The 25,983-nt window shown below is 70.8% G+C and carries 25 protein-coding genes; 14 read left to right on the plus strand and 11 right to left on the minus strand.

Annotation, left to right across the window (positions count from 1 at the left end; genetic code table 11):
• Positions 1-41: 41 nt before the first annotated feature.
• The 3 genes from FRANCCI3_RS15655 to coxB are packed head-to-tail and all read right to left on the minus strand — an operon-like array spanning position 42 to position 3,085.
• Positions 42-443: an aa3-type cytochrome oxidase subunit IV gene (locus FRANCCI3_RS15655; RefSeq protein WP_011437500.1), complete on the minus strand. Its 402-nt coding sequence runs from the start codon at positions 441-443 to the stop codon at positions 42-44.
• A 12-nt stretch (positions 444-455) separates the two neighbouring features.
• Positions 456-2,138, minus strand: coding sequence for an aa3-type cytochrome oxidase subunit I (gene ctaD / locus FRANCCI3_RS15660; protein ID WP_011437501.1), 1,683 nt, complete (start codon positions 2,136-2,138; stop codon positions 456-458).
• Positions 2,135-3,085: an aa3-type cytochrome oxidase subunit II gene (gene coxB, locus FRANCCI3_RS15665; protein WP_011437502.1), complete on the minus strand. Its 951-nt coding sequence runs from the start codon at positions 3,083-3,085 to the stop codon at positions 2,135-2,137. Before coxB ends, ctaD begins: the two co-directional genes overlap by 4 nt.
• A gap of 246 nt (positions 3,086-3,331) precedes the next feature.
• Between coxB and FRANCCI3_RS15670 the strand changes: the two genes are divergently transcribed.
• Both FRANCCI3_RS15670 and FRANCCI3_RS15675 read left to right on the plus strand, forming a co-directional pair.
• Entirely contained in the window at positions 3,332-4,480 is a 1,149-nt protein-coding gene (locus FRANCCI3_RS15670) for a cysteine desulfurase family protein (RefSeq protein WP_035731691.1), read from the plus strand.
• A 13-nt stretch (positions 4,481-4,493) separates the two neighbouring features.
• Positions 4,494-4,730: a sulfurtransferase TusA family protein gene (locus FRANCCI3_RS15675; protein WP_035731696.1), complete on the plus strand. Its 237-nt coding sequence runs from the start codon at positions 4,494-4,496 to the stop codon at positions 4,728-4,730.
• 9 nt (positions 4,731-4,739) lie between these two features.
• Here the strand turns inward: FRANCCI3_RS15675 and FRANCCI3_RS15680 are convergent, their stop codons facing one another.
• Together FRANCCI3_RS15680 and erpA are read right to left on the minus strand one after the other, a co-directional pair.
• Positions 4,740-5,720 carry a carbohydrate kinase family protein gene (locus tag FRANCCI3_RS15680; RefSeq protein ID WP_011437505.1) on the minus strand — a complete coding sequence of 327 codons (981 nt, stop codon included), beginning with the start codon at positions 5,718-5,720 and terminating at the stop codon, positions 4,740-4,742.
• A gap of 316 nt (positions 5,721-6,036) precedes the next feature.
• Positions 6,037-6,399, minus strand: coding sequence for an iron-sulfur cluster insertion protein ErpA (erpA, locus tag FRANCCI3_RS15685; protein ID WP_011437506.1), 363 nt, complete (start codon positions 6,397-6,399; stop codon positions 6,037-6,039).
• Positions 6,400-6,810: 411 nt separating this feature from the next.
• Between erpA and nadA the strand changes: the two genes are divergently transcribed.
• From nadA to FRANCCI3_RS15700, 3 genes are read left to right on the plus strand one after another with little or no spacing between them, the layout of a single operon-like run.
• A complete protein-coding gene (gene nadA, locus FRANCCI3_RS15690; protein WP_011437507.1) occupies positions 6,811-8,034 on the plus strand; it encodes a quinolinate synthase NadA in 1,224 nt (407 codons plus the stop codon).
• Positions 8,034-8,663, plus strand: coding sequence for a DUF3043 domain-containing protein (locus FRANCCI3_RS15695; protein WP_011437508.1), 630 nt, complete (start codon positions 8,034-8,036; stop codon positions 8,661-8,663). Before nadA ends, FRANCCI3_RS15695 begins: the two co-directional genes overlap by 1 nt.
• A gap of 33 nt (positions 8,664-8,696) precedes the next feature.
• Complete coding sequence (locus FRANCCI3_RS15700) at positions 8,697-9,662, plus strand: aldo/keto reductase family protein (protein ID WP_011437509.1); 966 nt, start codon at positions 8,697-8,699, stop codon at positions 9,660-9,662.
• Positions 9,663-9,755: 93 nt separating this feature from the next.
• On the opposite strand, the gene FRANCCI3_RS15705 is transcribed toward FRANCCI3_RS15700, so the two are convergent.
• The 3 genes from FRANCCI3_RS15705 to FRANCCI3_RS15715 form a co-directional block, all read right to left on the minus strand.
• Complete coding sequence (locus FRANCCI3_RS15705) at positions 9,756-10,364, minus strand: TetR/AcrR family transcriptional regulator (RefSeq protein WP_011437510.1); 609 nt, start codon at positions 10,362-10,364, stop codon at positions 9,756-9,758.
• 68 nt (positions 10,365-10,432) lie between these two features.
• A complete protein-coding gene (locus FRANCCI3_RS15710) occupies positions 10,433-10,912 on the minus strand; it encodes a nitroreductase family deazaflavin-dependent oxidoreductase (RefSeq protein WP_011437511.1) in 480 nt (159 codons plus the stop codon).
• 218 nt (positions 10,913-11,130) lie between these two features.
• Positions 11,131-11,343 (minus strand): hypothetical protein, encoded by a 213-nt coding sequence (locus tag FRANCCI3_RS15715; RefSeq protein WP_011437512.1) that lies wholly within the window; start codon positions 11,341-11,343, stop codon positions 11,131-11,133.
• 141 nt (positions 11,344-11,484) lie between these two features.
• On the opposite strand from FRANCCI3_RS15715, the gene FRANCCI3_RS28245 reads away from it, so the two are divergent.
• Entirely contained in the window at positions 11,485-11,943 is a 459-nt protein-coding gene (locus FRANCCI3_RS28245) for a hypothetical protein (RefSeq protein ID WP_035731702.1), read from the plus strand.
• A 96-nt stretch (positions 11,944-12,039) separates the two neighbouring features.
• Positions 12,040-13,563 carry a bifunctional adenosylcobinamide kinase/adenosylcobinamide-phosphate guanylyltransferase gene (locus tag FRANCCI3_RS15725; RefSeq protein ID WP_011437514.1) on the plus strand — a complete coding sequence of 508 codons (1,524 nt, stop codon included), beginning with the start codon at positions 12,040-12,042 and terminating at the stop codon, positions 13,561-13,563.
• Positions 13,564-13,568: 5 nt separating this feature from the next.
• On the opposite strand, the gene FRANCCI3_RS15730 is transcribed toward FRANCCI3_RS15725, so the two are convergent.
• Positions 13,569-13,760, minus strand: a complete 192-nt coding sequence (locus FRANCCI3_RS15730; protein ID WP_035731705.1) for a hypothetical protein — start codon at positions 13,758-13,760, stop codon at positions 13,569-13,571.
• 118 nt (positions 13,761-13,878) lie between these two features.
• Here FRANCCI3_RS15730 and cobT point away from each other — a divergent pair, with 118 nt between their 5' ends.
• Together cobT and FRANCCI3_RS15740 are read left to right on the plus strand one after the other, a co-directional pair.
• On the plus strand, positions 13,879-15,012 hold the full coding sequence (gene cobT / locus FRANCCI3_RS15735; protein WP_023842026.1) for a nicotinate-nucleotide--dimethylbenzimidazole phosphoribosyltransferase: 1,134 nt from the start codon (positions 13,879-13,881) through the stop codon (positions 15,010-15,012).
• Positions 15,012-15,845: an adenosylcobinamide-GDP ribazoletransferase gene (locus FRANCCI3_RS15740; RefSeq protein WP_023842025.1), complete on the plus strand. Its 834-nt coding sequence runs from the start codon at positions 15,012-15,014 to the stop codon at positions 15,843-15,845. The genes cobT and FRANCCI3_RS15740 overlap by 1 nt, the downstream gene beginning before the upstream one ends.
• A 70-nt stretch (positions 15,846-15,915) precedes the next feature.
• Here the strand turns inward: FRANCCI3_RS15740 and gcvT are convergent, their stop codons facing one another.
• Positions 15,916-17,031: a glycine cleavage system aminomethyltransferase GcvT gene (gene gcvT, locus FRANCCI3_RS15745; protein ID WP_011437517.1), complete on the minus strand. Its 1,116-nt coding sequence runs from the start codon at positions 17,029-17,031 to the stop codon at positions 15,916-15,918.
• A gap of 120 nt (positions 17,032-17,151) precedes the next feature.
• On the opposite strand from gcvT, the gene FRANCCI3_RS15750 reads away from it, so the two are divergent.
• From FRANCCI3_RS15750 to sucB, 3 genes are all read left to right on the plus strand, one after another.
• Positions 17,152-18,747 carry a leucyl aminopeptidase gene (locus FRANCCI3_RS15750; protein WP_011437518.1) on the plus strand — a complete coding sequence of 532 codons (1,596 nt, stop codon included), beginning with the start codon at positions 17,152-17,154 and terminating at the stop codon, positions 18,745-18,747.
• Positions 18,748-19,043: 296 nt separating this feature from the next.
• On the plus strand, positions 19,044-20,426 hold the full coding sequence (gene lpdA, locus FRANCCI3_RS15755; protein WP_011437519.1) for a dihydrolipoyl dehydrogenase: 1,383 nt from the start codon (positions 19,044-19,046) through the stop codon (positions 20,424-20,426).
• Positions 20,427-20,568: 142 nt separating this feature from the next.
• The gene (sucB, locus tag FRANCCI3_RS15760; RefSeq protein WP_011437520.1) at positions 20,569-22,032 is read left to right on the plus strand and encodes a 2-oxoglutarate dehydrogenase, E2 component, dihydrolipoamide succinyltransferase; all 1,464 of its coding nucleotides are present in this window, start codon (positions 20,569-20,571) and stop codon (positions 22,030-22,032) included.
• 27 nt (positions 22,033-22,059) lie between these two features.
• On the opposite strand, the gene FRANCCI3_RS15765 is transcribed toward sucB, so the two are convergent.
• Positions 22,060-23,853 (minus strand): protein kinase, encoded by a 1,794-nt coding sequence (locus tag FRANCCI3_RS15765; RefSeq protein ID WP_235463132.1) that lies wholly within the window; start codon positions 23,851-23,853, stop codon positions 22,060-22,062.
• Between the two features lie 135 nt (positions 23,854-23,988).
• Between FRANCCI3_RS15765 and FRANCCI3_RS15770 the strand changes: the two genes are divergently transcribed.
• Both FRANCCI3_RS15770 and lipA read left to right on the plus strand, forming a co-directional pair.
• Positions 23,989-24,723, plus strand: a complete 735-nt coding sequence (locus FRANCCI3_RS15770; RefSeq protein WP_023841807.1) for a peptidase E — start codon at positions 23,989-23,991, stop codon at positions 24,721-24,723.
• Between the two features lie 158 nt (positions 24,724-24,881).
• A complete protein-coding gene (gene lipA, locus FRANCCI3_RS15775; RefSeq protein WP_011437523.1) occupies positions 24,882-25,883 on the plus strand; it encodes a lipoyl synthase in 1,002 nt (333 codons plus the stop codon).
• Positions 25,884-25,983 lie beyond the last annotated feature (100 nt).

Consider the following 25,983-nt stretch of genomic DNA (forward strand, 5'->3'; position numbering starts at 1 on the left):
TCGGGGCCCCCGAGGGAAGGGCGACCCCGACCCGGGCGGGATCAGTCCTCGGGCACCGGCGGGTGCCAGAAGTTCTCGAAGACCAGGCAAGTCACGAACACCACGACCAGAAGCGCACCGAGAATGATCATCCAGACGCCGAAGACGAGGCCCATCGCCGCCGTCACCGAGCTGGCCCCGATGAAGAACGGATAGTAGCTGCCCGGGGTGAAGTGCCCGAGCTCCCCAGCCCCGTCGGCGACCTCCGCATCCGGCAGGTCCTGCGGGCGCATCCCGATCCGCCGGCCGGTGAAGATCAAGTATCCGCCGACGAGCAGGCCGAGCCCCGTGGTGAGGGTCAGCGCGGCCGTGCCGGTCGGGTCCTTCGACCAGAACCAGTACACCAGCGCGGCGGCCCCGGCGAAAACTCCGAAGAAGTTGAAGATGATGCCTTCCACCTTCATGCCATGGCCGCCTTAACTGATCTCGGGAGTCGCGTGGTAGTCGATCCGGCCGATCGTGGCCGGATAGTGCAGGTCGAACGCCGGGCGTTCGGAGCGGATGCGCGGCAGCGTCCGGAAGTTGTGCCGCGGCGGGGGGCAGGAGGTCGCCCATTCCAGCGAGTTCCCGTAGCCCCAGGGGTCGTCGACGACGGCGAGTGGGCCCTTGCGGTAGGAGTGCCAGAGGTTGTAGATGAACGGCAGCGTCGAGAGGGCGAGCAGGAACGAACCCGCGGACGAGATCGTGTTCAGCGTGGTGAACCCGTCGTTCGGTCCGTAGTCGGCGTACCGGCGGGGCATACCCTGCACGCCGAGCCAGTGCTGCACCAGAAACGTCGTGTGGAAGCCGAGGAAGACCGTCCAGAAGTGGATCTTCCCGAGCCGGTCGTTCATCAGCCGGCCCGTGACCTTCGGGAACCAGAAGTAGGTGCCCGCGTAGGCGGCGAACACCACGGTCCCGAAGATGACGTAGTGGAAGTGGGCGACGACGAAGTAGCTGTCGCTGACGTGGAAGTCGATCGGCGGGCTGGCCAGCAGTACCCCGGTCAGACCACCGAACAGGAAGGTCACCAGGAAACCGACGCAGAACAGCATCGGCGTCTCGAAGGTGAGCTGCCCGCGCCACATCGTGCCGATCCAGTTGAAGAACTTCATCCCGGTCGGCACCGCGATGAGGAACGACAGGAAGGCGAAGAAGGGCAGCAGCACCGCGCCGGTGACGAACATGTGGTGCGCCCACACCGCGACGGACAGGGCTCCGATGCCGATGGTGGCGAAGACCAGACCCTTGTAGCCGAACAGCGGCTTGCGGGAGAAGACCGGCAGGATCTCGCTGACGATGCCGAAGAACGGCAGGGCGAGGATGTAGACCTCGGGGTGGCCGAAGAACCAGAACAGGTGCTGCCAGAGCAGCGCGCCGCCGTTGGCGGCGTCGAACACGTGCGCGCCGAAGCGCCGGTCGGCCTCCAGGGCGAGCAGCGCCGCGGCGAGCACGGGGAAGGCAACCAGCACGAGGATCGAGGTCACCAGGAAGTTCCAGCAGAAGATCGGCAGCCGGAACATCGTCATGCCCGGGGCCCGCATCGTCAGGATCGTCGTGATCATGTTGACGGCGCCGAGGATGGTACCCAGACCGGACACCGTCAGTCCCACGATCCACAGGTCCGACCCGGCCCCCGGCGAGTACACCTCGTTATTCAGCGGCGAGTAGGCGAACCAGCCGAAGGACGCGGCGCCGTTCGGGGTCAGGAACCCGAGGATCACCGTCAGGCTGCCGAACAGGAAGAACCAGTAGGACAGCGCGTTCAGCCGCGGGAACGCCACGTCCGGCGCGCCGATCTGCAGCGGCACGAGGAAGTTCGCGAACGCGAACGCGATCGGGGTCGCGAACATGAGCAGCATCAGCGTGCCGTGCATCGTGAAAAACTGGTTGTACTGCTCGTTGGAGAAGTACTGCAGCCCCGGGCGGGCGAGTTCCGCCCGCATCATGATGGCCAGGACACCGGCGAAGAGGAAGAACCCGAACGACGTGACGAAGTACATGACGGCGATGTCCTTGTGGGACGTCGTCCGCAGATAGCCGAGCAGGTTCGTCCGCCGGGGGATGTGGGAGTCCGGGGAGTCGGCGTGGCCGACACCCGCTTCTTGTACGAGGGTCACTGTCCACTCCCGGTGGTTGCGGTGGTGGCGGCGGTCCCGGTCGTTGACACGGCCGGCGCCGCCGAGATCGCCACGTTCTCCCGGTCCGCGATGAACGTGTCGTACTCGGCCTGCGGCACGACCTTCACGTAGAAGTTCATCCGGTCGTGGTCCGTCCCGCACAGTTCGGCGCATCGACCGATGAAGGTGCCGGTCTTCGTGATGGTCAGTTCAAACTGGTTCACCCGGCCGGGGATGACGTCCCGTTTGAACAGGAACTCCGGCACCCAGAACGAGTGGATGACGTCCGGCGAGCTCTCCACGAAACGGATCGAGCGGTTCTGCGGCAGCACGAGCACCGCCGGTTCACCGGGGCGACCGGTGACCTCGATCGGGTTGGCACCCTGCCGGCCGGATCCGGTGTCGAGGTACTTGAACTGCCAGTTCCATCGGAAGGCGATCACGTCAACGGTGACGTCTGGCTTCGGCGAGAGCTTGGTGACCTCGCTCTCGTCCCGGGCCGTGTAGAAGAACAGCCCGGCCACGATCACCACCGGCACGACGGTGTAGAGAACCTCGACTGGCAGGTTGTAGCGCACCTGGCGGGGAAGCACGTCGCTGCGTTTCCGGAAGGCGATGATCGCGTAAAAGATCATTCCCCAGACGAGCACACCGACGGCGAGCGCGGCGATCGCCGAACCCTGCCAGATGTTGAGAAGGCGCGGCGTCTGGTTCGTCACGCCCCTGGGATAGCCGAATGTAGGCCTGTCGCAGGCGGTCGCCATGATCCCCACGACAGCGAGCACGGCACCGAGACGCAGGACACGCCGAAGCGGCCGGATGTGCCGCGTCCCGTGCACGCCGACCGCGGACACCGCAGCTGCGCGTGTGTCGGAGTCAGCCGGTGTCGTCGGCGTGTCCTCGACATCCGCGAGCGACGGCCGGGTCCGACCGAAGGATCTCCTCACCAGGTCCTGCCTCCCACGACGAGCGGGCCGCGGCCGCGGGGCGGACAGCGTTCGTCCCCGCGCGCGAGACCCCCTGGAAACGCCATGTCGCCCCGCCGATCCAACCGGACGACATGCTGTCTTCGACACGCTGTAGATGGTGCGGCAGCAGCGTATCTCAGCAGCCGCGAACCTTCTCGCCTAAGGCCCCCGTCAGCGCCTGTGACGCACGCCCCTCCCGGCCGTTCACGGCGTACCGTTTCACAGGTGCCGGCCTATCTCGACCACGCGTCGACCACGCCGCTGCACCCTGCCGCGCGCGAGGCTCTGCTAATGGCTCTTCAGGATGGTTGGGCCGACCCGGCACGGTTGTATCGGGAGGGCCGCCGGGCGCGCATGCTGCTCGACGCGGCCCGCGAGACCGTCGCGGGCGTGCTCGGGGCCCGGCCGGACGAGATCAGTTTTCCCGCGAGCGGGTCGGCGGCGGCGCATCTGGCCCTGTTGGGCACGGCGGCGGCCCGGCGGCGTGCGGGTGACGTCGTCATGGTCAGCGCGGTCGAGCACTCCAGCGTCCTGCACGCCGCGCAGCGGCACGAACAGGCCGGTGGACGGGTCGTCAGGATTGGTGTGGATCATCTCGGCCGGGTCGACCCCGCCGACTTCACCCCCGTCGCCGGTACCGCCGTCGCCAGCCTCCAGCACGCCAACCACGAGGTCGGGACCATCCAGCCGGTCGCCGAGGTCGCCGAACGGATGCGCGCCGCCGGGGTGCCGCTGCACACCGACGCCGCCGTGACAGTCGGCCACATCCCCGTCGACCTGGCCGACCTCGGGGTGGATCTGCTCACCGCGAGTGCCCACAAGTTCGGCGGACCACCCGGGGTGGGCGTTCTCGCGGTGCGCACCGGGACCCGCTGGCGCAGTCCCGGTCCCGTTGACGAGCGGGAGGGCGGTCGGGTTGCGGGCTATCCGAACGTCCCCGCCGTCGTCGCCGCAGCCATGGCGCTGAGCGCCCGGGCGGGTGAACTCGCCGCGGAGGCGCCCCGGCTCGCCGGCTACGTGGCCGAACTGCGCCGCCGGCTGCCCGAACTCGTCAACGGCGTGGAACTACTCGGCGATCCGGACCGGGCGGCGACGGTTCCGCACATCAGCGCGTTCTCCTGCCTCTACGTCGAGGGCGAGGCGCTGCTGACCGAGCTCGACCGGACCGGAATCGCCGTGAGCTCCGGGTCGAGCTGCACATCCGACACCCTGATCCCGAGCCATGTCCTGGTCGCCATGGGCGCGTTGACGCACGGCAACCTGCGGATATCCTTTGGCCGCGAGTCGACCCAGGCCGATCTCGACGCCCTGCTGACGGCGCTGCCCGCAGCCGTACGCGCCGTGCGGGACCGGCTGGGCGCCGCCGGGCTTTGATGCCGACAATCCGATGACGGAACAGCCGCACACGGTCGACTCGCGGGGACGACGCTGCCCGTTGCCGATCATCGATCTGGCCCGCGCCTTCGGCGGGATTCCGGTGACCGGCACCATCACGCTCTGGGCCGACGACCCCGCCGCCGGCGCGGACGTCGTGGCCTGGTGCCGGCTGCGGGGTCAGGAGCTGGTGGACGTCTCCCCGCTTCCGGAAGGCGGGGAGGCGTTCGTCATCCGGCGGCTTGTATAACCCGCCGGCTCAGATTGCCGGCAGATGCTCGGCGATCTCGGCGGCGGCGTCGGAACCGTAGGCCTCGGTGAGACGCTTAAGCACCTCCGAGGGCTCCACCGTGTACTCCTGGGTGCCGATCGTCTCCAGGACCAGGGTGGCGAGCAGGGAGCCGACCTGGGCGGAGCGTTCGAGCGAGAGGTCCCAGGACCGGCCGGCGAAGAACCCGGCCCGGAAGGCGTCCCCGACTCCGGTGGGATCCGGGGTGGCGCGGGCGGGAACGACCGGGACCCGGATGGGGTCGCTCTCCGGGGCCTCGATGACCGCACCGTCCTTGCCGTGCGTGGTCACCCGGACACCGACCCTGGCCAGGATCTCCTCGTCCGACCAGCCGGTCTTGCTGGCGAGCAGCGCCTTCTCGTACTCGTTACAGAACAGGTAGGCCGCACCGACGACGAGCTCGCGGATCTGCGGGCCCTCCATGATCGCGAGCTGCTGGGAGATGTCCGCCGCGAACGGATATCCCCGCTGCCGGCACTCCTCGCTGTGGCGCAGCATCGCCCCGGGGTCGTTGGGGCTGACGATCACCATGTCCAGGCCGCCGAACCGCTCGGCGATCGGCCTCAACTCGATGTCGGCGGCCTCACTCATCGCACCCGGGTAGAAGGACGCGATCTGGTTGAGGTCCTCGTCGGTGGTGCAGACGAACCGCGCGGTGTGCGCGATCTCACTGACCCGCACGGAGGCGGTGTCCACGCCGTGCCGGTCGAGCCAGGAGCGGTAGTCGGCGAAGTCCTCGCCGACCGCGCCGACGAGGATCGGGCGCAGGCCCAGCCGGCCCAGGCCGAAGGCGATGTTGGCCGCCACTCCGCCCCGCCGGATCACGAGCTCGTCGACGAGAAAGGACAGCGAGACCCGCTCAAGCTGGTCGGCGAGCAACTGCTCGGCGAACCTTCCAGGAAAGCGCATGAGGTGGTCAGAGGCGATGGAACCAGTCACGGCGATACGCACGATCAAGGAGCTTACCGGCCTGCCCCGAAGCCCGGAACCACCGGCTCGCGCTGGTTCACACGCGTCATCACGGAGGCGTCAGAATTACGAGGCGTCAGATCGCGGTGTCCCGTGATTCCGGCGGCCCGCCGGCAAGGGAAACGATGAATACCGGCACAAGCGGATACCGACGCAGCACATGCGGGAGAGCCCGGTCCGACGAACAAGGGCCGGACCAGGCTCTCCCGGACGTACCAGTCTGATCAACCGGTCACCGAACCGCACCCGGGACTCGCGTCGAGACGCGAGCAGGAGGGACGGCCCGGTGCTCAGCGCATCAGTGGAACGAGTCGCCGCAGGCGCAGGAACCCTGGGCATTCGGGTTATCGATAGTGAAACCCTGCTTCTCGATCGTGTCGACGAAGTCGATCGTCGCCCCGCCGAGGTACGGGGCACTCATCCGGTCCACCGCCACCTTGACACCGGAGAAATCGATGACGGTGTCGCCGTCGAGGGACCGCTCGTCAAAGAACAGCTGGTAGCGCATGCCCGAGCAGCCTCCGGGCTGCACCGCGATACGCAGCTTGAGGTCATCCCGACCCTCCTGCTCGAGCAGGGTCTTCACCTTGCCTGCGGCGGTGTCGGTGAGGACGACGCTCGAGGACTGCGTCGCGGGTGCCGTGGTGTCCTGAACGGTCATAGGGACTACTCCTGCCCTTGGTGGACGTGCCTGGCAAGCCAGGCCACTAGTTCCGGTTGACTTGTACGCAGGGCGCCGCCGACCATCCGGCGCACACCCCCCGGGCACGGCACTGCCACTGTGCCGACATCCATGCCCAACACCGTCGGCCGGGATCCGCTTCCTATGGTAGCGACGTCGGCGCGGGCCAACCACGTCGAGATCCCGACCATGCCTGGAGACGGTGGTCACTCCCGTTCACGTTAGTGACCTTCGTCTGGCCGCCAGCTGACCACGAAGAGCTCGGCATACGATGGCGCCGGGAGTTAGAGTCTCATCGACCATTCGTGGACGGGTCCGGCGGGATCGTTCGGTCGGCCGCCGCGGACGACGAGGCGGCCAGGCCGAGGGCCGGTCGACCGGAGGAGCGCCATGACCACCAACCCGACCCTGCGGCGCGGCCCCATCCCTGCTCGCGACCCGGCCCTCGGCCGGGTCGGTGTGACTCCATCACCGCTGGCCCTGCTGCTACTCGGCCGCCAGGCCGACCCGGCCAGCGAGCGTGGCGTGGACTGTCCGGGTGAACTCCCCCCGGCGGCCGATCCGGCCCTCACAGCCCGCGCCGCGGCGGCGAAGCGGGCGCTGGGTGATCGGGCGTTCATCCTCGGGCACCACTACCAGCGCGACGAGGTCATCGCCTTCGCCGACGTGACCGGCGACTCGTTCAAGCTGGCCCAGCAGGCCGCCGCGCGGCCGCAGGCCGAGGCGATCGTCTTCTGCGGCGTGCACTTCATGGCGGAAAGCGCCGACATCCTCACCGGCGCGCACCAGCAGGTGATCCTGCCGGACCTCGCCGCCGGCTGCTCGATGGCGGACATGGCCACCGCCGAGCAGGTCGAGCAGGCCTGGGACGATCTGCTCGATGCGGGAGTCGCCGCCGATACCGTTCCGGTGAGCTACATGAACTCCTCGGCCGCGATCAAGGCGTTCACCGGGCGCCACGACGGGACGATCTGCACCTCGTCGAACGCCAGGCGCGCGCTGGAGTGGGCCTTCGGCGAGCGCGGGGGTGCCCGGGTGCTTTTCCTGCCGGACCAGCACCTCGGCCGCAACACCGCCATCGGTGAACTGGGGACAAGCGAGCAGGACTGCGTCGTTTACGACCCCCGCAAGCCCTCGGGAGGACTGACCCGCCGGCAACTGCGCGCGGCGAAGATGATCCTCTGGCGGGGTCACTGCTCGGTGCACGGCCGGTTCACCCGCGACAGCGTCGACGAGGTCCGCCGCCGGATCCCCGGGGTGACGGTGCTCGCCCACCCCGAGTGCCGGCGGGAGGTCGTCACCGCGGCCGACCTCGTCGGCTCGACCGAGTACATCATCTCGGTCGTCGCTGCCGCTCCCGCCGGATCGGCGTTCGCGATCGGTACCGAGCTGAACCTGGTGCAGCGGCTGGCGACGAGGCACCCTGACAAGACCATCGTCTTCCTGGACCGTACGGTGTGTTTCTGCTCCACCATGAACCGGATCGACATGCCCCACCTCGTGTGGGCGCTGGAGTCCCTCGTACGGGGTGAGACGGTGAACCGCATCACCGTCGACCCGGACGTGGCCACCTATGCCCGGAAGGCTCTCGACCAGATGTTGGCGCTGCCCTGATGGCTCTGCTGAAACGACGCAACTCCGCCGGCCCCGATGCCGGCCCCGGCCCCGGGGACCCGATCGCCGAGCAGGTGGAGAGGGTCGAACAGGAGAAGGTCGCCGATCCGCGGCGCACGGCGGCCAAGGGCCGGCCCACGCCCCGCCGGGCGGAGGCGCGGGCCGCCCGTACGAAGCCCGGTGGTGCGCTCGGCGTCTCGGCGAACAAGCAGGAGGCGCGGGCCGCGCGACGCAGGCAGAGCCAGGAGTACCGCGCGGCGATGATGTCCGGCGACGTCAGCCGGCTGCCAGCGCGTGAACGCGCGCCCGAGCGCGTACTGACCCGCGACTTCGTGGACACGCGGATCAACGTCGGATCGTTCTTCTTGCCGATCGCCGTCGTCTACTTCGTCGGCGGACTGGTCCCGAACGCATCGATCAGGCTGGCCGCGACCCTGCTGATGCTGCTCGGGATCGTCGCGGTCGTCATCGACTCGATCCTGCTCTCCTGGCAGGTGAGCCGGCGCGTCGCGGAGAAGTACCCGGACTCCCGGGTGCGGGTGCGGGCCTACGCCGCGCAGCGCGCGCTACTGCCGCGGCGCTGGCGACTCCCCCGCCCGCGGGTCTCCCGCTCCGACCCGCGCCCCTGATCGACGGTCAGGGCCGACGGCTAAGGTCGTCACGTGAAGCATCGACGTCTTGGGCGCAGCGGCCTGTCGGTCAGTGAGATCTCCTACGGCAACTGGATCACCCATGGTGACCAGATCGAGGCGGACGCGGCGACCGCCTGTGTGCGTGCCGCCCTCGACGAGGGCATCACCACATTCGACACCGCGGACGTCTACGCCGGTACCCGCGCCGAGAGCGTCCTGGGCGAAGCGCTGCAGGGCGTGCGCCGGGAGTCCTACGAGCTGTTCACCAAGGTCTACTGGCCCACCGGCCCGGGGGAGAACGACAAGGGCCTCGGTCGCAAGCACATCATCGAGTCCGCGCACGCCTCGCTGCGCCGTCTGCGCACCGACCATCTCGACCTCTACCAGGCACACCGGTACGACCCGACGGTGCCGATCGAAGAGACCCTGCGGGCCTTCGACGACCTCGTCCGCGCCGGCAAAGTGCTCTACGTCGGCGTGTCCGAGTGGAGCGCCGCGCAGATCAGCGACGCCGTCCGGCTGGCCAGCGAGCTGGGGCTGGACCGCATCATCTCCAACCAGCCGCAGTACTCGATGCTGTGGCGGACCATCGAGGCCGACATCGTGCCCGTCAGCCGGAAGGCCGGGATCTCCCAGATCGTCTGGTCGCCGATCGCCCAAGGCGTGCTCACCGGCAAGTACCCGCCCGGTCAGCCACCGCCGGCCGGCAGCCGGGCCACCGGTGAAACCGGTTCCACCTTCATCTCCCGGCTGCTGCGCGACGACGTGCTGACCGCGGTGCAGGAGCTGCGGCCGATCGCCGCGGACGCCGGGCTGTCGATGGCGCAGCTCGCCGTCGCCTGGGTGCTGCAGAACGACAACGTCGCCTCAGCGATCATCGGCGCGTCCCGGCCGGAGCAGGTACGGGAGAACGTCAAGGCTGCCGGCGTGACGCTCGACACGGCGCTGCTTGATCGGATCGACGACGTGCTCGCCGAGGTCGTCACCCGGGCCTGACCCGGGCCTGCCTCCAGGCCTGGCCCCGGGCCCGCCGGCTACCCCGAACCGAATCAGATCTGATCTGATCTGATCTGATCAGATCAGATCAGATCAGCCAGGCTGGTCGCCAGCCGGGTCGGTTCGGCGGAAAGCGGAGGCCAGCGCCTGCCAGGTCCGGTCGAGATCGGATCCTGGCAGATAGCGGCCGTCCAGTTCGAGGATCATCGTGCCGTGCGCGGCGGCCCACAGGGCCTGCGCACGATAGGGTTCCCCGGCCGCCCGGTAGAATGGCTCCCCCGCCCAGTCCTCGACGTCGGCGCTCAGTAGCCGACGGTTCAGCGAACCGGCGGTGACCAGGCGGTAGAGGTTCGGATGGGCTTGGGCATAGCCCCGGTACGCGGCCAGCAGGGCCGGGACCACCTCCGCGGCACCGCCGCGGTCGACCACGTCGTGGAGCAGGTCCCCGATCTCCATGAGCATGGTCTCGATCAGCTTGGCCTCGAGCTGCGGCTTACCCGCGAGATGCTTGTACAGCGACGGCGCCCGGATACCGAGGAGATCACCGATCCGGCGCATCGTCAGCGCCCCCGCCCCCTCGGTCTCCAGCACCCCCCGCGCGACCGTGATGATCTCGGTGACCCGCGGCGAGACGGGGCCTAGGACCGGGCGGGGCGCGATCCTGGGCAATGGCGGCTCGCCGACCGGCCGCGCCTGCGCCACCGACCGTGCTCCCCGCACCGGCGCCGGCCCGGATTCCGCCCGCACCGGTGAGGTCGCCGCCCCCGTGTTCACGCCGGTGTGATCACGAAGACGGGGTGGCGGGGCGCGATCCGACGGATCTCCTCATCGGGCGAGTCCGGCCCGACCCCGTCGAAGAAGGCGCCGACCTCGGCCTTCCACCGCCGCAGGTAGGCCCGCAGCACGGCGACGCTCGCCGCCGGATCCAGCTCGGTCGCGGAGTAACGCGTGCGCGACCGGCCACGCAGCAGGCATAGCTCGCCTTGGGCCGCGCGCAGATTACGCACCCACTGGCCGTGCCCTCGCGCCGAGACCAGGTACTGCTGCCCGTCGAAGATGAGCAGGTTCACCGGGGTCCGGCGCGGCTCGCCGCTGATCCGGCCGCGTACCTCGAGGATCCGACTGCCCAGGAGGCTGATCCCCGCCCGGGTCAACGCCGCGACGGCGCGGTTGGCCACGTTACGGGTGAACCATCCGGGGGCGAGGTAATGCGCTTCGGCCGGAGTGGACGGGTTGTTGTGCTCGGTCAAGATCTGCACCCTCTCTGTCGACCGGAACGGCCCGGCGCCGGCCTGAGCGATCTCGATGGTTCGGCCGGCCGGACCACACCGGACAGGCCAACGTCGTCAGCCAACGTCGTCAGCCAACGCTGCCAGCTAACATCGTTAGCCGACCTCTCGTCAAGAGGCGGTTCGGTCGGCGCGAATCGGGACCGGCACCGGTCGGGACCGGCACGGGCGGAGGCGGCTCAGGTCACCGGGCGCAGGCTCATCGGCCCGTAGACGCGACGGCCGGCATCGAGGAGCGTCACCTGCGCCACCCCCGCATCGAGCAGGTCACGCCAGGTCTCCCCGAGCCACGTCTCAGCGTCTCCCTGGCTGGTGAACGACTCAGAGGTCGAGTCCCCGCCGACCATCGTGATCGTGCCGTCATCGCCTTCGTAGCGCCAGGTCCAGGTCATGAGTGTGTCCTTCCCACCCGGGCGGCCCGCGCTGGAGCCGCCGGCCGTGATCGGCCAGTGCGCCGGCCGGTCGTCCCATCCAACCGCGTGCACCCCGCCGACGCGGGACTCCCGGCCCCACGCCAGGGCCGATGATCCATCGTGGCACTGGTCGACCGGCCCGCGGGCCCGGGTCTGGTCGGCCCGTGCTACTGGCGCGGTCGGCGATACCCGCGCCAGGATGTCGTGAACGTCGGTAACGTCAGTTCCGGTGGATGCCCGGACAGCATCGCGACCACCACGATCGCGAAGCCGGCGTCACCGGTCATCGCCGGTCGTGCGAGCCGGCGGCATGTCCGCACGGTGAGCACAGCCGCGTCGAAGGCAGGTCCGCACGACAGGCACGTCTGCGTGAGCAGTACGTCGGTACAAGGAGGAAGAACCCGCGTGGGAACGACCGTCTACAACGCAGCGGCCATCGTGGCCGAGTCCGTGGAACACGAGGACGCTCCCCTGACCTGGTGGGCCGCCGCGCTCGTCACCTTCGCGGCAATCTTCCTGCTGGCGGTGGTGCTCACCCTCATGACCCTGTGGGAGCGCAAGCGCCACCCGCACGTCTGAGGTTCCGCGGGCCACGGAGCCTGGCAGGCTTGAGAACCCGGAGAGGCGGGATCCGGGGGGATCCGGGGCGCAACGGGATCCGGGAGACGGAACACGATGAAGGTGACGCTGCTCGGCACCGGCTCGGCGGACGGCTGGCCCAACCCGTGGTGCGACTGCGCATCCTGTGCCTGGGCCAGGGAACACGAAGTACGCGGGCAGACGGCCGTTCTGATCGACGACGCCCTGCTGATCGACTGTGGTCCCGACGTGCCCCGGACCGCTGCCCGGCTCGGAGTACGCCTATCGGGGCTGCGTCATCTGCTGATCAGTCACGCCCATCCCGATCATCTGGGGCCCGAGAGCCTGATGTGGCGCTCGTGGTCGACAGCCGCGGGACGGCCCCTCGACGTGGTCGGTCCGCCGGCGGCGCTGGCGGCGTGCCGGGAGTTCCTGGCTCGCTGGGAGCGCTCCGATCCGGACCGGGACGGCTCGCCGCTGCGGCTGATCGCCGTGGTGCCCGGGGGCACGCCGACGACACCCGGACCCCTGCGCCTCGGCGCGGACGATCGGCAGGCCGCGGAGGACCGGGGATCCCCGGAGGATCAGGAGTCCCCGAGCGATCGGGGTTATCTCGTTCGACCGGTCGCCGCCCAGCACGGTGACGCGAGCATCGGGCCGGCCGTGCTCTACGACGTGACGGCGCCGGACGGTGGACGTCTGCTGTACGGCTGCGACACCGCGGCGCCGCTGCCGGCGGAGACGCTCGAGGCGGTCACCGGCCGCGCCTACGACGTCGTGCTGCTGGAGGAGAACAACGGCGACCGGCCGGGGTTCGGCGAGCACCTTGACCTCGACACCTTCGGTCAGCTCGTGGCCGAGCTGCGCCGCCGCGGCGCCGTGGTGCCGAGCACCCTGGTACTGGCCGTCCATCTGAGTCACCGCAACCCGCCCGGCGACGAACTGGCCCGCCGGCTCCACCTCGTCGGCGCGCTGGCACCGGCGGACGGGACCGTCTATGACATCGTCCCGGCCGCCCGGCGGCAGCCATCACAGCCGTCGCAGCCGTCGCAGCCACCACGGGCACCAGGGCGGTGGCAGAGTCCGGTGCTCCCGGCACCACACCGGGTCCTGATCACGGGGGGTGCTCGGTCGGGGAAGTCGGCCGAGGCCGAACGCCGGCTGCTCGCCGAACCGGAGGTGGTCTACGTCGCGACGTCGGCGCCGCCTGATCCGGCCGACGCCGAGTGGTCCGAGCGGATCGCCGCACACCGGCGGCGGCGCCCGGCCGCCTGGACGACCGTGGAGACGGTCGACCTGGTTCCCCTGTTGCGCTCTCCCGGACCACCGCTGCTCATCGACGGTCTGGGGCTGTGGGTCGGCGCCTGGCTGGACCGTCCGGACGAGTTGCGCATCCGCGCGGAGGAGCTCGTTGACGCCTGGCGGGCCACCGGCCGTCGGGTCGTCGCGGTCACGGACGAGGTCGGTTCCGGGGTCGTTCCCCCGGCCGAGGCCGGCCGCCGGTTCCGCGACGTGCTCGGCCGTCTCAACGCCGATCTCGCGGCCGAGGCCGACGAGGTGTGGCAGGTGGTCGCGGGCATCCCCCTCCGGCTGCGACCGTTCCCGCACGAGCGGTCATAGCGTCCTCACGGGACGAATCCTCCCGTGACGAAGTCGTAGCGGTAGAGCCCGGCCGAGCAGGCCACGATGAGACCGGCCGGTTCGGTCGCGGGAAGCCACCGGCAGGACCGGGCCGCGCCGTCGCTCACCCGCCAGACCCGCACGGTGCGGTCATTGCCGCCCGAGGCCAGCCACCTGCCGGCCGGGCCGGCCGGCAAGGACCAACCGTCCCGGCCGCGCCGATCGGCACAATCATGCGGTACGGGGACCACTGGGAGATACCTTCGCGGGGATGTGGTGCGTTGCCGACCGAGCGGATCAGGTAGTAAGGATCCCGTGGATCCCGATGCGTCAGGCAGCGCCGTTCCCGCCGTTCCCCCGTTGGACTCCGACGCGATGGCGGCGGCTCGCCAGCGGCAGACCGAACTGACCAAGCCACCCGGGGCGCTGGGCCGGCTCGAGGATCTGTCCATCTGGCTCGCCGGCGCACAGGCGACCTGCCCACCCCGTCCCTTCGCCCGGATCCGGGCGGTCGTGATCGCCGGCGACCACGGTGTCGCCCAGGCCGGGGTGTCCGCCTTCCCCAGCGACGTGACCGCCCAGATGGTCTCGAACTTCGCCGCGGGCGGCGCGGCGGTCAACGTGCTGGCCCGCCAGGTCGGGGCCGCCGTGCGCGTGGTGGACGTGTCCGTGGACACCGCGCGGCCCCTCACGCCGGGCGGGGTGGATGGATCGGCCGCACCGGAGCGCTATCGGGTGCGACGGTCGAGCGGACGGATCGACCGCACCGACGCGCTGTCGGTCGCGGAGGCGGACGCCGCGTTCGCCGTCGGCCGACTCATCGCGGACGAGGAGATCGACGCGGGCGCGGACCTGCTTGTTCCCGGCGAGATGGGGATCGGCAACACAACCCCCGCAGCCACCATCGTGGCGCTGCTGTGCGACCGGGAGCCGATCGAGGTAGTCGGCCGCGGGACGGGGATCGACGACCAACGTTGGATGCTCAAGACGGCCGCGATCCGGGACGCGATGCGGCGCGGCCGGCCGTTCACCGGCGACGCGCATTCGGTGCTGCGGATCGTCGGTGGAGCCGATCTGCTCGCCCTGGCCGGGCTGCTGGCGCAGTCCGCCGTGCGACGGACGCCGGTCATCCTCGACGGTGTGATCGTCTGCGCGGCGGCACTGGCCGCAGAGCGGATCGCCCCAGGAGCAAGCCAGTGGTGGGTGGCCGGCACCCGGTCCACCGAGCCCGCCCAGGGAATCGCACTGGACGCACTCGGTCTGACCCCCCTGGTCGACGCCGGCCTGCGTCTCGGGGAGGGCACCGGTGCGCTCCTCGCCGTTCCGTTCCTGCGGGCGGCCCAGGCCACGCTGGCCGAGATGGCGACGTTCGACCAGGCCGGTGTCAGCGGGAAAGCCGAGGTCGGCGGCGGCCAAGGGGACTCGGGCCCCGCGGCCGGTGCCCCGTGATGCTCGAGGCAAGAACAGCATTCACGCTGCTCACCGTCCTGCCGCTGCGGGGCCCGGAGCACACCGACCGGCGGCTCGCGGGCCGGGCGATGGCCCTGGCGCCCTTCGTCGGCCTGGCCCTGGGGCTGCTCGCCGGCAGTGCGGTGTTCGCCACCCGGATCGTCACGGCGGTTCCCGGTCAGCGCGCCCAGACCCTGCTGCCGGCCGTCGTCGGCGTCACGGTGCTCGCTCTGGTCACCCGGGGCCTGCATCTCGACGGGCTGGCCGATCTCGGGGACGGGCTCGGCGCCTGGCGAGCGCGGGGCAGGGATCGCGCCTTGGAGATCATGCGCGAGTCGACCATCGGGGCCTTCGGAGCGATCATCGTCCTGTTCGTGGTGCTGCTCCAGGTCGGGGCCCTGAGCACGACGATCTCGGCGCACCGCGGCACGCTGTCGATTCTGGTCGCCGCGATGACCAGCAGGCTCGCGGCCACCCTGGCCTGTACCGGCGCCGTCCCGCCGGCTCGGCCGGATGGCCTCGGTGCGCTGGTCGCGGGAACCGTGCGGACCCGGGACGCGGCGCTGTCCTTCCTGGCAGTCTGCGCCGTCGCGGCGCTGGCCGGACTGCTGGACTTCGACGGCGGCGGCCCCGGCCGGGCGCTGCGAGCGGTCCTCGCGGTCTGGGTCGGGACAGGCGTCTCGTTTCTGCTCCGGCGGTATCTGCTCACGCGCTTCGGCGGGATCACCGGAGACATCCTCGGCGGACTCATCGAGATCACCGCGGCGGCGACCCTGCTCGTCATGGCCATGACGATCCCGACGCCCGTCCTGCACACCCTCGGCCTGCACTGACAGCGCGGCGGACGCCGCCCGCTGGCGTCCGCCCGGCGGGCCCGCCGGACAGGCCCGTCCGGCGGCTGGGCTACTTGGGCGAGGACCTGACGAACGGCGGCCGGACAACCGTCATGGGACTCGGACGGCCCCGGACGTCGACGTTCACCGTGTCGCCCCCCTGCACGGACCGGTCCAGCAGGGCGAGCCCGATCCCCTGGCGCAGCGTCGGAGAGAACGTGCCGCTGGTGACCTCACCGACCGTGGCACCAGCCGCGGAGGCCACGGTCATGTGCGGACGGGGAATCACCCGGCCGGTGGACCGCAGCCCCCACAGCAGGCGGGAGGCGCCGGCGGACCGCTCCGCGAGCAGGGCGTCGCGTCCCCAGAAGCGATCCTTGTCCCAGCCGACGGCCCACCCGGAGCGAGCCTGGACCGGCGTGATCGACAAAGAGAGGTCCTGGCCATGCAGCGGATACCCCATCTCGGTCCGCAGCGTGTCGCGGGCACCGAGGCCGACCGGCACGACGCCGAGCGGCCCACCCGCCGCGAACAGCGCATCCCACAGCGCAGGGGTGTCGTCCCAACGGGGCAACAGCTCGTAGCCTCGCTCTCCGGTGTAGCCCGACCGGCACACGATCACCGGGTGGCCCTTCCACTCCGCGTCGACGAAACTCATATACGTCCCGCCGGTGGGCAGGCCGAGGGCGCCGAGCAGGTCGGCGCAGGCCGGTCCCTGGACCGCTACCACGCCGTACCCGGTGTGCAGGTCGGTGACGGACACGCCCGCCGGCGCCGCCGCGGCGAGGCGAGCGACGACCTGTGCGGTGTTCGCGGCGTTCGGGACGAGGAAGACTTCCTCGTCGGAGTACAGGTAGGCGATCAGATCGTCGACGACCCCGCCGGTCTCCTCGCAGCACAAGGTGTACTGCGCCTGGCCGGGGCCGATCCGGCGCAGGTCGTTGGTCAGGCAGGCGTTGACGAAGGCGGCGGCGCCGGGGCCGGCGATCCTGGCCTTGCCGAGATGGCTGACGTCGAAGATCCCGACCGCGCCGCGGACCGCCTGGTGCTCGGCGAGCACCCCGCGGCCGGTGTACTCGATCGGCATCTCCCAGCCACCGAACCCGGCCATCTTCGCGCCCAGTTCGACGTGCCGGTCGTACAGCGGGGATCGACGCAGCTCTGGGGATCGACGCAGCTCTGCCATGGCCAGCAGCCTAGTGTCCGGCCGGCAGCGGTCGAAACGACCGCGGGCCTGGCCTCCGGCCACCCGCCGGTGGGGTCCGGCTCCCCGTCGGGAAGACCTCCCGTTCAATACGCTCACCGCATGACCACCATCGTGCCCAGTACCGCCGCTCTCGCCGATCTCGATGTGGACGCGGTGGTGATCGCCACCGCCACCGGCGACGAGGGGCTCCTCGTAGCCGGTGGCGCGGCGGACCTGGACGCCGCGCTCGGCGGCAGGCTGACGCAGGTGCTTGCCTCGCTGGGCGCGACCGGCAAGGCCGGCGAGACGGTCCGCTTCGCCACCCTCGGTACCGTGCCCTGCGCGACGGTTCTCGCGGTCGGGCTGGGCCCCCTCGCCACGTCGTCCACGCCGATGTCGTCCACGCCGATCGGCACCGAGGCACTACGCCGGGCGGCCGGGGTCGCGGTGCGCTCCCTCGCCGGGACCGCGCGGGTGGCCGTCGCTCTGGCGGCCGCGCCGGGCGCGGTCACGTCGGAGTCGGTGCGTGCCGTGGCCGAAGGCGCGTTGCTCGGCACCTACTCCTACGACGGGCTGCGCACCACGTCGGCGAACGGCCGCCCCCGCCCCGTCGAGGAGCTGACGGTGCTCGTCGACGAGCAGAGCCTCCCGACAGCGGAAGAGGAACTGCGCCGGGCCACCGTCGTCACGGATGCGGTCACCCTGGTCCGCGATCTGGTGAACACGCCGCCGAGCCATCTGTCCCCCGCCCTGCTCGCCGACATCGCCGTCGAGCGGGCCACCGCCGCCGGCGTGACGGTCGAGGTCCTCGACGAGGTGACGCTCGCCGAGGGCGGCTTCGGAGGCCTGCTCGGTGTCGGCCAGGGATCCGCGAATCCACCGCGGCTGGTGCGGCTGGAATGGCGCGGCGGTGGATCCGAGCGGCCGGCGCTGGCGCTGGTCGGCAAGGGCATCACCTTCGATTCCGGGGGGTTGTCCCTGAAGCCGTCGACCTCCATGGAATGGATGAAGACCGACATGGCGGGCGCGGCCGCGGTGCTCGGCACCGTCATCGCCGCGGCCCGGCTCAAGCTCCCGATCACTCTCACCGGCTGGATGCCCTGCGCGGAGAACATGCCCTCGGGCGACGCGATCCGCCCCTCCGACGTTCTCACCCTGCGCGGCGGCACCCGGGTGGAGGTGCTCAACACCGACGCCGAGGGCCGGCTGGTGCTCGCCGACGCCCTCGTCCGCGCCAACGAGGAGTCACCGGACCTGATCGTGGACGTGGCCACCCTGACCGGCGCACAGATCGTCGCCCTCGGCCACCGGACGAGCGGACTGATGGGTCGTGCGGCCGCGGTGGACGCGGTCGCGTCGGCGGCGGCCGCCGCCGACGAGAGCGTCTGGCCGATGCCCCTTCCGCCCGATCTGCGCAAGGGACTGGACTCGACGGTGGCCGACATCGCCAACGTGCCACCGGGAGGCAACCGAGACGGCGGCATGCTGGTCGCCGCGCACTTCCTCGCCTCGTTCGTCCCCGAGAAGGTGTCCTGGGCGCACATCGACATCGCCGGTCCCTCCTGGAACGGTGGAGAGCCCTACGGCCACACCCCCAAGGGAGGCACCGGCATGATCGTACGCACGCTCGTCCAGCTGGCGCAGGACCGCGCGACGACGACGGCCTCCCCCGGTTCGGCCACCGGTTCCCCGGCTGAGTCCCCGGCCGAGGGCTGACCTGCGGGGGAAGGTAGGTACACAATGGTTGCTGGCGCCTCGCGCAATGCAGCACAGTCACGCCCATCCGAGCGGCAGTGGGCTCACGACGTGAAAGACTGGCATCCGGTTGCCGTGGCTAGGCGAGCCGTGGCCTGACGCTCCTGCTTCGGCTGCCGCGCTCAGCGGTGGGAACGCCGTCGGGGGCGGCGGCCAACCGCGTCACCGGCTTTGTCACTCGACGTAGCAGACGCTACTAGTAACGCTCTCGGCACCACCGGCAAGACCACAGGATTCAACGAGAAGGGACCCCTGGCGTGGCGAATTCAGCGGCCGGTCCCGTCGACCTGGTCATCCTCGGTGGCGGCAGCGGCGGATACGCCGCCGCGCTGCGCGCCGCGGAACTCGACCTGAGCGTCGTTCTGATCGAGAAGGACAAGCTCGGCGGCACCTGCCTGCACCGAGGTTGCATCCCGACCAAGGCGCTGCTGCATTCGGCGGAGATCGTTGACAACATCAACGAAAGCGAGGCCTTCGGGGTTCGCTCGACCCTCGACGGCATCGACATGGCCGCGGTCAACTCCTACAAGGACTCGGTCATCGCCGGGCTCTTCAAGGGGTTGACCGGCCTGATCAAGTCCCGGGGGATCGAGGTCGTCGAGGGATTCGGCCGGCTGGTCTCCCCGACCGCCGTGGCCGTCGGCGACCGGGTCATCGAGGGTCGGCACGTCCTGCTCGCGACCGGTTCCTATTCCAAGACCCTGCCCGGCCTGGACATCGACCACGACAAGGTCATCACCAGCGATGACGCCCTGACCCTCGACCATGTGCCGGCCTCCGCGGTGGTACTGGGCGCCGGGGCCATCGGATGCGAGTTCGCCTCCGTCTGGCGGTCCTACGGGGCCGAGGTGACCATCGTCGAGGCGCTGCCGCACCTCGTCCCGCTCGAGGACGAGTCCAGCTCCAAGCTGCTGGAGCGTGCCTTCCGCAAGCGCGGCATCAAGCAGCATCTCGGCGCGCGGTTCTCCGGGGTGAAGTCCACCGACCAGGGCGTGACGGTGTCCCTCGAGAACGGGACCACCATCGAGGCCGAACTGCTGCTCGTCGCGGTCGGTCGTGGACCGGTCTCGGAAGGTCTCGGCTACGAGGAGGTCGGCATCGCGACCGACCGCGGCTATGTGCTGGTCGACCGTCAGCTACGCACGAACATTCCGACCGTGTCCGCGCTGGGCGACCTGCGGCCCGGGCTCCAGCTCGCCCACGTCGGCTTCGCCGAGGGCATCTTCGTCGCCGAGCAGCTTGCCGGGCTGGGCCCGGTGCCGGTCGACTACGACAACGTTCCGCGGGTCACCTACTCCCACCCGGAGGTGGCCTCGGTCGGCCTGACCGCCGCGGTCGCCAGGGAGCGGTACGGCGAGATCAAGACGGTCACCTACAACCTGGCGGGCAACGGCAAGTCCCAGATCCTCAGGACCTCCGGTGCGGTCACTGTGATCGCGGTCCCCGATGGTCCGGTGGTGGGCGTGCACATGGTCGGCGACCGGGTCGGCGAGCTCATCGCCGAGGCTCAGCTCATCACCAACTGGGAGGCGTTCCCCGCCGAGGTCGCCCAGCTCATCCACCCGCATCCCACGCTGTCCGAGGCTCTCGGCGAGGCGCATCTGGCGCTGGCCGGCAAGCCCCTTCACGTCCACGGTTAGCGGGCACCGCCCTGGATCGTGCCTGCCCGTGCCACCCCCGCGGCCCGATCCGCCCAGGATTCAGGCCACGCCAAGCATGAGCGCCTCCGGCCGGCCGCCCGCGCGGTGCAGATGCCGGACGCGACAAAGGAGTCGTTCCAGCATGTCTGTATCTGTCACAATGCCCCGGCTCGGGGAGAGTGTCTCCGAGGGAACCGTCACGCGGTGGCTGAAGCAGGAGGGTGAACGCGTCGAGGCCGACGAGCCACTGCTCGAAGTCAGCACCGACAAGGTCGACACCGAGATCCCCGCCCCCGCCTCCGGTGTCGTCAGCTCGATCAAGGTCGCCGAGGATGAGACCGTCGAGGTCGGCGTCGAGCTCGCGGTGATCGACGACGGGTCCGCGGGTGGCGGCACCGCACCGGCGCAGGCCACGCAGGCGCCCGCCGCGCCGGAGCCGGAACCCGAACCGGCGCCGGAACCCGTGAAGCCGGCTGCCGCGGCACCGCCGCCTCCGCCCACTCCGACGCCCGCACCCGCGCCGACGCCCGCACCCGCGCCGACGCCCGCACCCGCGCCGACGCCCGCGCCGGCACCGGCGTTCGCTCGTCAGCCGGAGCTCACCCCGGTCCCGGCCCAGACCCCGGCCGCCGCCAACGGGAACGGCGGCGGCATCGGTCGCTACGTCACCCCGCTGGTGCGCAAGATGGCCGCCGAGCTCGGCGTGGACCTGGGAACCGTGGCGGGAACCGGGCCGGGTGGACGCGTCACCAAGCAGGACATCCAGGACGCCGCGCGGCCGCGGGACGCGGCTCCCGCGGCGCAGGAGACTCCCGCGACCCCCCCCACAGCCCCGACAGCCCCAGCCGTGGCGCCGACCGTGGCGCCGACCGGCGCTGCCCCCGTCCGCGGCCAGACCGAGAAGCTCTCCCGCCTGCGGGCGTTGGTCGCTCGCCGCATGGTCGAGTCGCTGCAGATCAGCGCGCAGCTCACCACCGTGGTGGAGGCCGACGTCACCCGGATCGCGCGGCTGCGGGACCGGGCGAAGAGCGGCTTCCAGGCTCGGGAGGGCATCAAGCTGTCATTCCTGCCGTTCTTCGCCTTGGCGACCTGTGCGGCGCTGCGTGAGTTCCCGCAGCTCAACTCCAGCATCGACGTCGAGGCGGGCACGGTCACCTACCACGGAGAGGAGAACCTCGGCATCGCCGTGGACTCCGAGCGTGGTCTGGTCGTGCCCGTCATCCACAACGCCGGCGATCTCAACCTCATCGGGCTGGCCCGCAAGATCGACGACCTGGCGAGCCGCACCCGGGCCAACCGAATCTCGCCCGACGAGCTCGGCGGCGGCACCTTCACCCTGACGAACACCGGCAGTCGAGGCGCCCTGTTCGACACGCCGATCATCAACCAGCCGCAGGTGGGCATCCTCGGCACCGGCATCGTGACGAAGAAGCCGGCCGTCGTCGACGATCCGGAGCTGGGCGAGATCATCGCGGTTCGTTCGACGGTGTACCTGTCCCTCACCTACGACCACCGCATCGTCGACGGTGCCGACGCGGCTCGCTTCCTGGCCTTCACCAAGCACCGGCTGGAAAACGGAGCCTTCGAAGCCGAACTCGGCCTGTAGCCCGGTCACGGCCGGCTGACCGTCCGGTCAGCCGGCCGTGACCGGGACGTTCTCCGAGACCCGCCAACCGGAGCCGGTACGGATCAGGGTGAGGTCACGCCGTTCCGGCGACTTCGCCGCCTGATGCGCCAGCACCTTCCCCCCGGCGTCGAGGAAGTCGTAGGCGTTCAGGCGTTGGGTGACCCGCAGCACGGTGCGGTCCGGTTCCTCGACCCGGACCTTGAGATCGAGGATGTCGCTGCGCAGTGCCGAGGCATGCGCCCCCCTCGCGACCACCTGCCTCATCAGCGCGATATCCGAAGCGTGCAACTCACTACCCGCGGCATCAGACTCCGTCAGGAGGCTCTCGTCAGCCCGCTCGAACGCACGGCTGCGCGCGGTGTTCAACTCGGCGAGTACCGAACGCCAGACCTGCTCGGGCGACTGATTGGCGACCGGCGACGCCGTCGGTCCCCGCCCGGCCGCGGAGGCTGCACCGGTTGGTGGCACGGACGTCCCGGCCGCGCCGGGTGCATCGTCCTTCTCCGGGCTGGCCAGCAGCAACGCGACGGCCGCCACGACCACCAGCAGGCCCAGCCCGGCGGTCACCGGGAACAGCAAGCGCTGGCGGCGGGCTCCCACCCGACGCGGTCGGCGCGCGGAGGTCGGCCGGGTGCTCCGGCCCGGGGAGCCGAGGCCCCCCGGGGGCCTCGCGGGACCCGGGGAGCCCGAGGCGGTCGTGTGCCCGCGCGGACCTCGCTGCGTCCCCTGGCCGCTTCCGGTGGATCCGCCGGAACGCGGTGACCGCGGCCCCGGAGCAGCCGCACCCGGGGTGGCCGACCCCTTGCCCCCGGAGCCCCGACCGCCACCGCGGGCGGCCTTCCGAGGGTTGGTCGTCGCACGGGTCGATCGTCGGGGCGGTGGCGGCAACGAGTCGAGCAGCTCCGCGGCGTTGACGGCCGTCGCTCCGGTGATGGCCCGGTCGGGCGGGGCCGGATCGTCGGGCGGGTCCACCCAGGGGATCGCCGGCAGGGTGTCGGTCGGCGAGGGACCGCGCCGCGCCGCGCCACCCGGCTCGCCGCCGCCCACCTCGCCGCCGCCCGCCAGGCGGACCGGGAGCGGAGTCGCGCTGCGGGCCAGCGACGCGGCGAGTTCCAGGGCGCTCGGTCGCCGACGCGGGTCGTCGATCATGGCGGTCGCCACCGCCACCGCCACCGCGGCCGCGTCTGGCCCGGTGGCCTCACGCATCGCCCCGAGCAGCAGAGTGGCCAGGTCATGGACGTCCGCGGACGCGGCCTCGGGTGGAATCGGATCCGGTCTGGCGGCGTCGGCCAGCGCCGCGACCCCGAGCCCGATCAGAACCGGACGACCGTTCGGCTCCAACAGGATGTCCGCACGCTCGAGCCGGCCATGCACGACGCCGACGGCGTGCGCGGCGGCCAGGGCCTGCGCGATCGGCAGACCGATCGTGACGACCTCACCGGGGTCCAGGTCCCCGCGGGCGGCGAGCAGCCGCGCGAGGCTGACACCGCCGACGACCGGCTCGGTGATCAACGCCAGGCCCTCCGCGGTCGGCAACACCGCCACGACCGGCACCAGATGGGGATGCTCCAGGTCCACGAGGGCCCGGGCCGCGATGACCGCCGCGGAACGCAGCACCGGGTCCGGCGCCAACCGCACCCGCCGCACCACGCACTCGATTCCGGACTGGTCGAACTGACCCGACCAGAGCTCTCCAGAGCCGGCGTCCCGCAGGCGGGAACGCATGCTCACCCCCGGGACCTCGGGTACGCCGCCGACGCGCCGGGCCGGCCTGTCCGCGGAATCGTCGGTGAAGGTCACAAGAAGCGACGCTAGGCTCAAACCGGTCCGGTCTGCCTACCTCTTCGTCCGGTTGTGGATAACTTTTTACGATCCACCGCGGGGTATGCGATCGACGACCGTCACATGCGACAGCCTTCAGAGAGCGACGAACCCGTGCAGATCCTCGCCACCAGCGGTGGCTTCCTTCCGGACGGCCGCTACGGAGCCAAGGTCGGTCCCATCCTCCATCACGCCATCAGTCTGTCCGCGGCGGGCGCACGGCCCCGGGTCTGCCTGCTGCAGACCGCCCTGGGCGACGACCAGGCCGCCTACGCCCGCGGGTACGCGGCGTTCAACCGCGACCGGCCCGACGTGCTGCTCTCCCATCTCACGCTGTTCCCGATGCCGAACATCGCCGACATCCGCGCCCATCTGCTGGCGCAGGACGTCGTCTGGGTCGGCGGGGGCAGCGTCGCCAACCTGCTCGCGGTCTGGGCCGTGCACGGGCTCGGTGAGATCTTCCGAGAGGCGTGGGAGGCGGGGGTCGTGCTCGGTGGAGTCTCCGCCGGTTCACTGTGCTGGCATGTGGGCGGCACCACCGACTCCTTCGGCCCGGCTCTCCGCCCGGTGACGAACGGCCTCGGCCTGCTGCCCTTCAGCAACACCCCGCACTACGACTCGGAGGCCAGCCGGCGGCCGCTGTTCCAGCGGCTGGTCGCCGAGGGCACGCTGCCGGCCGGATGGGCGACCGACGACGGAGTGGGTCTGCACTTCCACGGCACCGATCTCGTCGAGGCGGTGGCCGACCGGCCCGGGGTGCACGCCTGGCGGGTCGAACGCGGTCCGGACGGCACCGCCGTGGAGACCGCGGTGGTGCCCCGCCTGCTACCCGCGGTGCCCCGCGACTGAGCCGGCAGGCTTATGATTGTGGATGTTCTCGGCTTTCCGCGGCCTCCCACCGCGAAGCATGGGACAGACAGCGCTTCCTCGCCAAAATCCGCTTGGCCGCGGAGCCTCCCCTCCTTCGAACCGGTCGCCGAGCAAGCTGAGCAGATGGAGCTGGTGGTATGACCGCCGTCGCCCCCGAGGGTCGCCCGCTGCTGCGCATCGAGGCCCGTAATGCGCAGACGCCGATCGAACGCAAGCCATCGTGGATCAGGACTCGGCTGCGCACCGGTCCGCAGTACCAGGACGTCAAGGGGCTGGTCCAATCGGCCGGGCTGCACACGGTGTGCGAGGAAGCCGGCTGTCCCAACATCTACGAATGCTGGGAGGACCGCGAGGCGACCTTCCTGATCGGCGGGGAGGTCTGCACCCGCCGCTGCGACTTCTGCCAGATCGACTCCGGGCGGCCTGCCCCGCTCGACCATGACGAGCCGCGCCGGGTGGCGGAGTCCGTCGCCACCATGGGCCTGCGGTACGCGACGGTCACCGGAGTCGCTCGGGACGACCTCGCGGACGGCGGCTCGTGGCTGTACGCGGAGACGGTCCGCCAGATCCACGCACGCTCGGCCGATACCGGCGTGGAGGTCCTGATCCCGGACTTCGGCGGCCGGCCCGACCAGTTGGGCGAGGTGTTCGAGGCGGCGCCCGAGGTACTCGCCCACAACCTCGAAACCGTACCCCGGATCTTCAGGCGGATCCGGCCGGCGTTCCGGTACGAGCGCTCACTCGACGTGCTGCGCCAGGCCCGCCAGGCCGGGCTGGTCACGAAGTCGAACCTCATCCTGGGTCTGGGTGAGACGGCGGAGGAGATCCACACGGCCCTGCGGGATCTGCGGTCGGCGGGGTGTGAGCTGCTCACCGTGACCCAGTACCTGCGCCCGACGCCGCGGCACCATCCGGTCGAGCGGTGGGTGCGGCCGGAGGAGTTCCTCGACTGGGGACGTGTCGGCGCGGAGCTCGGGTTCTCCGGGGTGATGTCCGGTCCGCTCGTCCGGTCTTCCTACCGGGCCAGCCGCCTCTACCAGCAAGCGATGACGGCACGTGACCAGGACCGCAGCGAAATGTCCGTTCCCCCGGAAAGTGTGTCGGAGAACTCTCACGGGCAACGGCCGAGTCCGTGGTGACCATTCCTCGAAGCGGCTAGAATTAGCTTAGCGTTACCCCCTCGTTACATGGGGGTCATCCTCTTCGCCCATCATCGAGGTGTGTGCCCACGACCGTGCC

The sequence above is a fragment of the Frankia casuarinae genome (genome assembly GCF_000013345.1).
GTDB lineage: Bacteria > Actinomycetota > Actinomycetes > Frankiales > Frankiaceae > Frankia > Frankia casuarinae.

Bases quoted from the DNA above. Each gene is read 5' to 3' on its own strand.
- FRANCCI3_RS15655 (WP_011437500.1), bottom strand. From the start codon at position 443: ATGAAGGTGGAAGGCATCATCTTCAACTTCTTCGGAGTTTTCGCCGGG.
- FRANCCI3_RS15675 (WP_035731696.1), top strand. From the start codon at position 4,494: ATGACGGAACAGCCGCACACGGTCGACTCGCGGGGACGACGCTGCCCG.
- erpA (WP_011437506.1), bottom strand. From the start codon at position 6,399: ATGACCGTTCAGGACACCACGGCACCCGCGACGCAGTCCTCGAGCGTC.
- nadA (WP_011437507.1), top strand. From the start codon at position 6,811: ATGACCACCAACCCGACCCTGCGGCGCGGCCCCATCCCTGCTCGCGAC.
- FRANCCI3_RS15695 (WP_011437508.1), top strand. From the start codon at position 8,034: ATGGCTCTGCTGAAACGACGCAACTCCGCCGGCCCCGATGCCGGCCCC.
- FRANCCI3_RS15715 (WP_011437512.1), bottom strand. From the start codon at position 11,343: ATGACCTGGACCTGGCGCTACGAAGGCGATGACGGCACGATCACGATG.
- FRANCCI3_RS15725 (WP_011437514.1), top strand. From the start codon at position 12,040: ATGAAGGTGACGCTGCTCGGCACCGGCTCGGCGGACGGCTGGCCCAAC.
- FRANCCI3_RS15740 (WP_023842025.1), top strand. From the start codon at position 15,012: ATGCTCGAGGCAAGAACAGCATTCACGCTGCTCACCGTCCTGCCGCTG.
- gcvT (WP_011437517.1), bottom strand. From the start codon at position 17,031: ATGGCAGAGCTGCGTCGATCCCCAGAGCTGCGTCGATCCCCGCTGTAC.
- FRANCCI3_RS15750 (WP_011437518.1), top strand. From the start codon at position 17,152: ATGACCACCATCGTGCCCAGTACCGCCGCTCTCGCCGATCTCGATGTG.
- sucB (WP_011437520.1), top strand. From the start codon at position 20,569: ATGTCTGTATCTGTCACAATGCCCCGGCTCGGGGAGAGTGTCTCCGAG.
- lipA (WP_011437523.1), top strand. From the start codon at position 24,882: ATGACCGCCGTCGCCCCCGAGGGTCGCCCGCTGCTGCGCATCGAGGCC.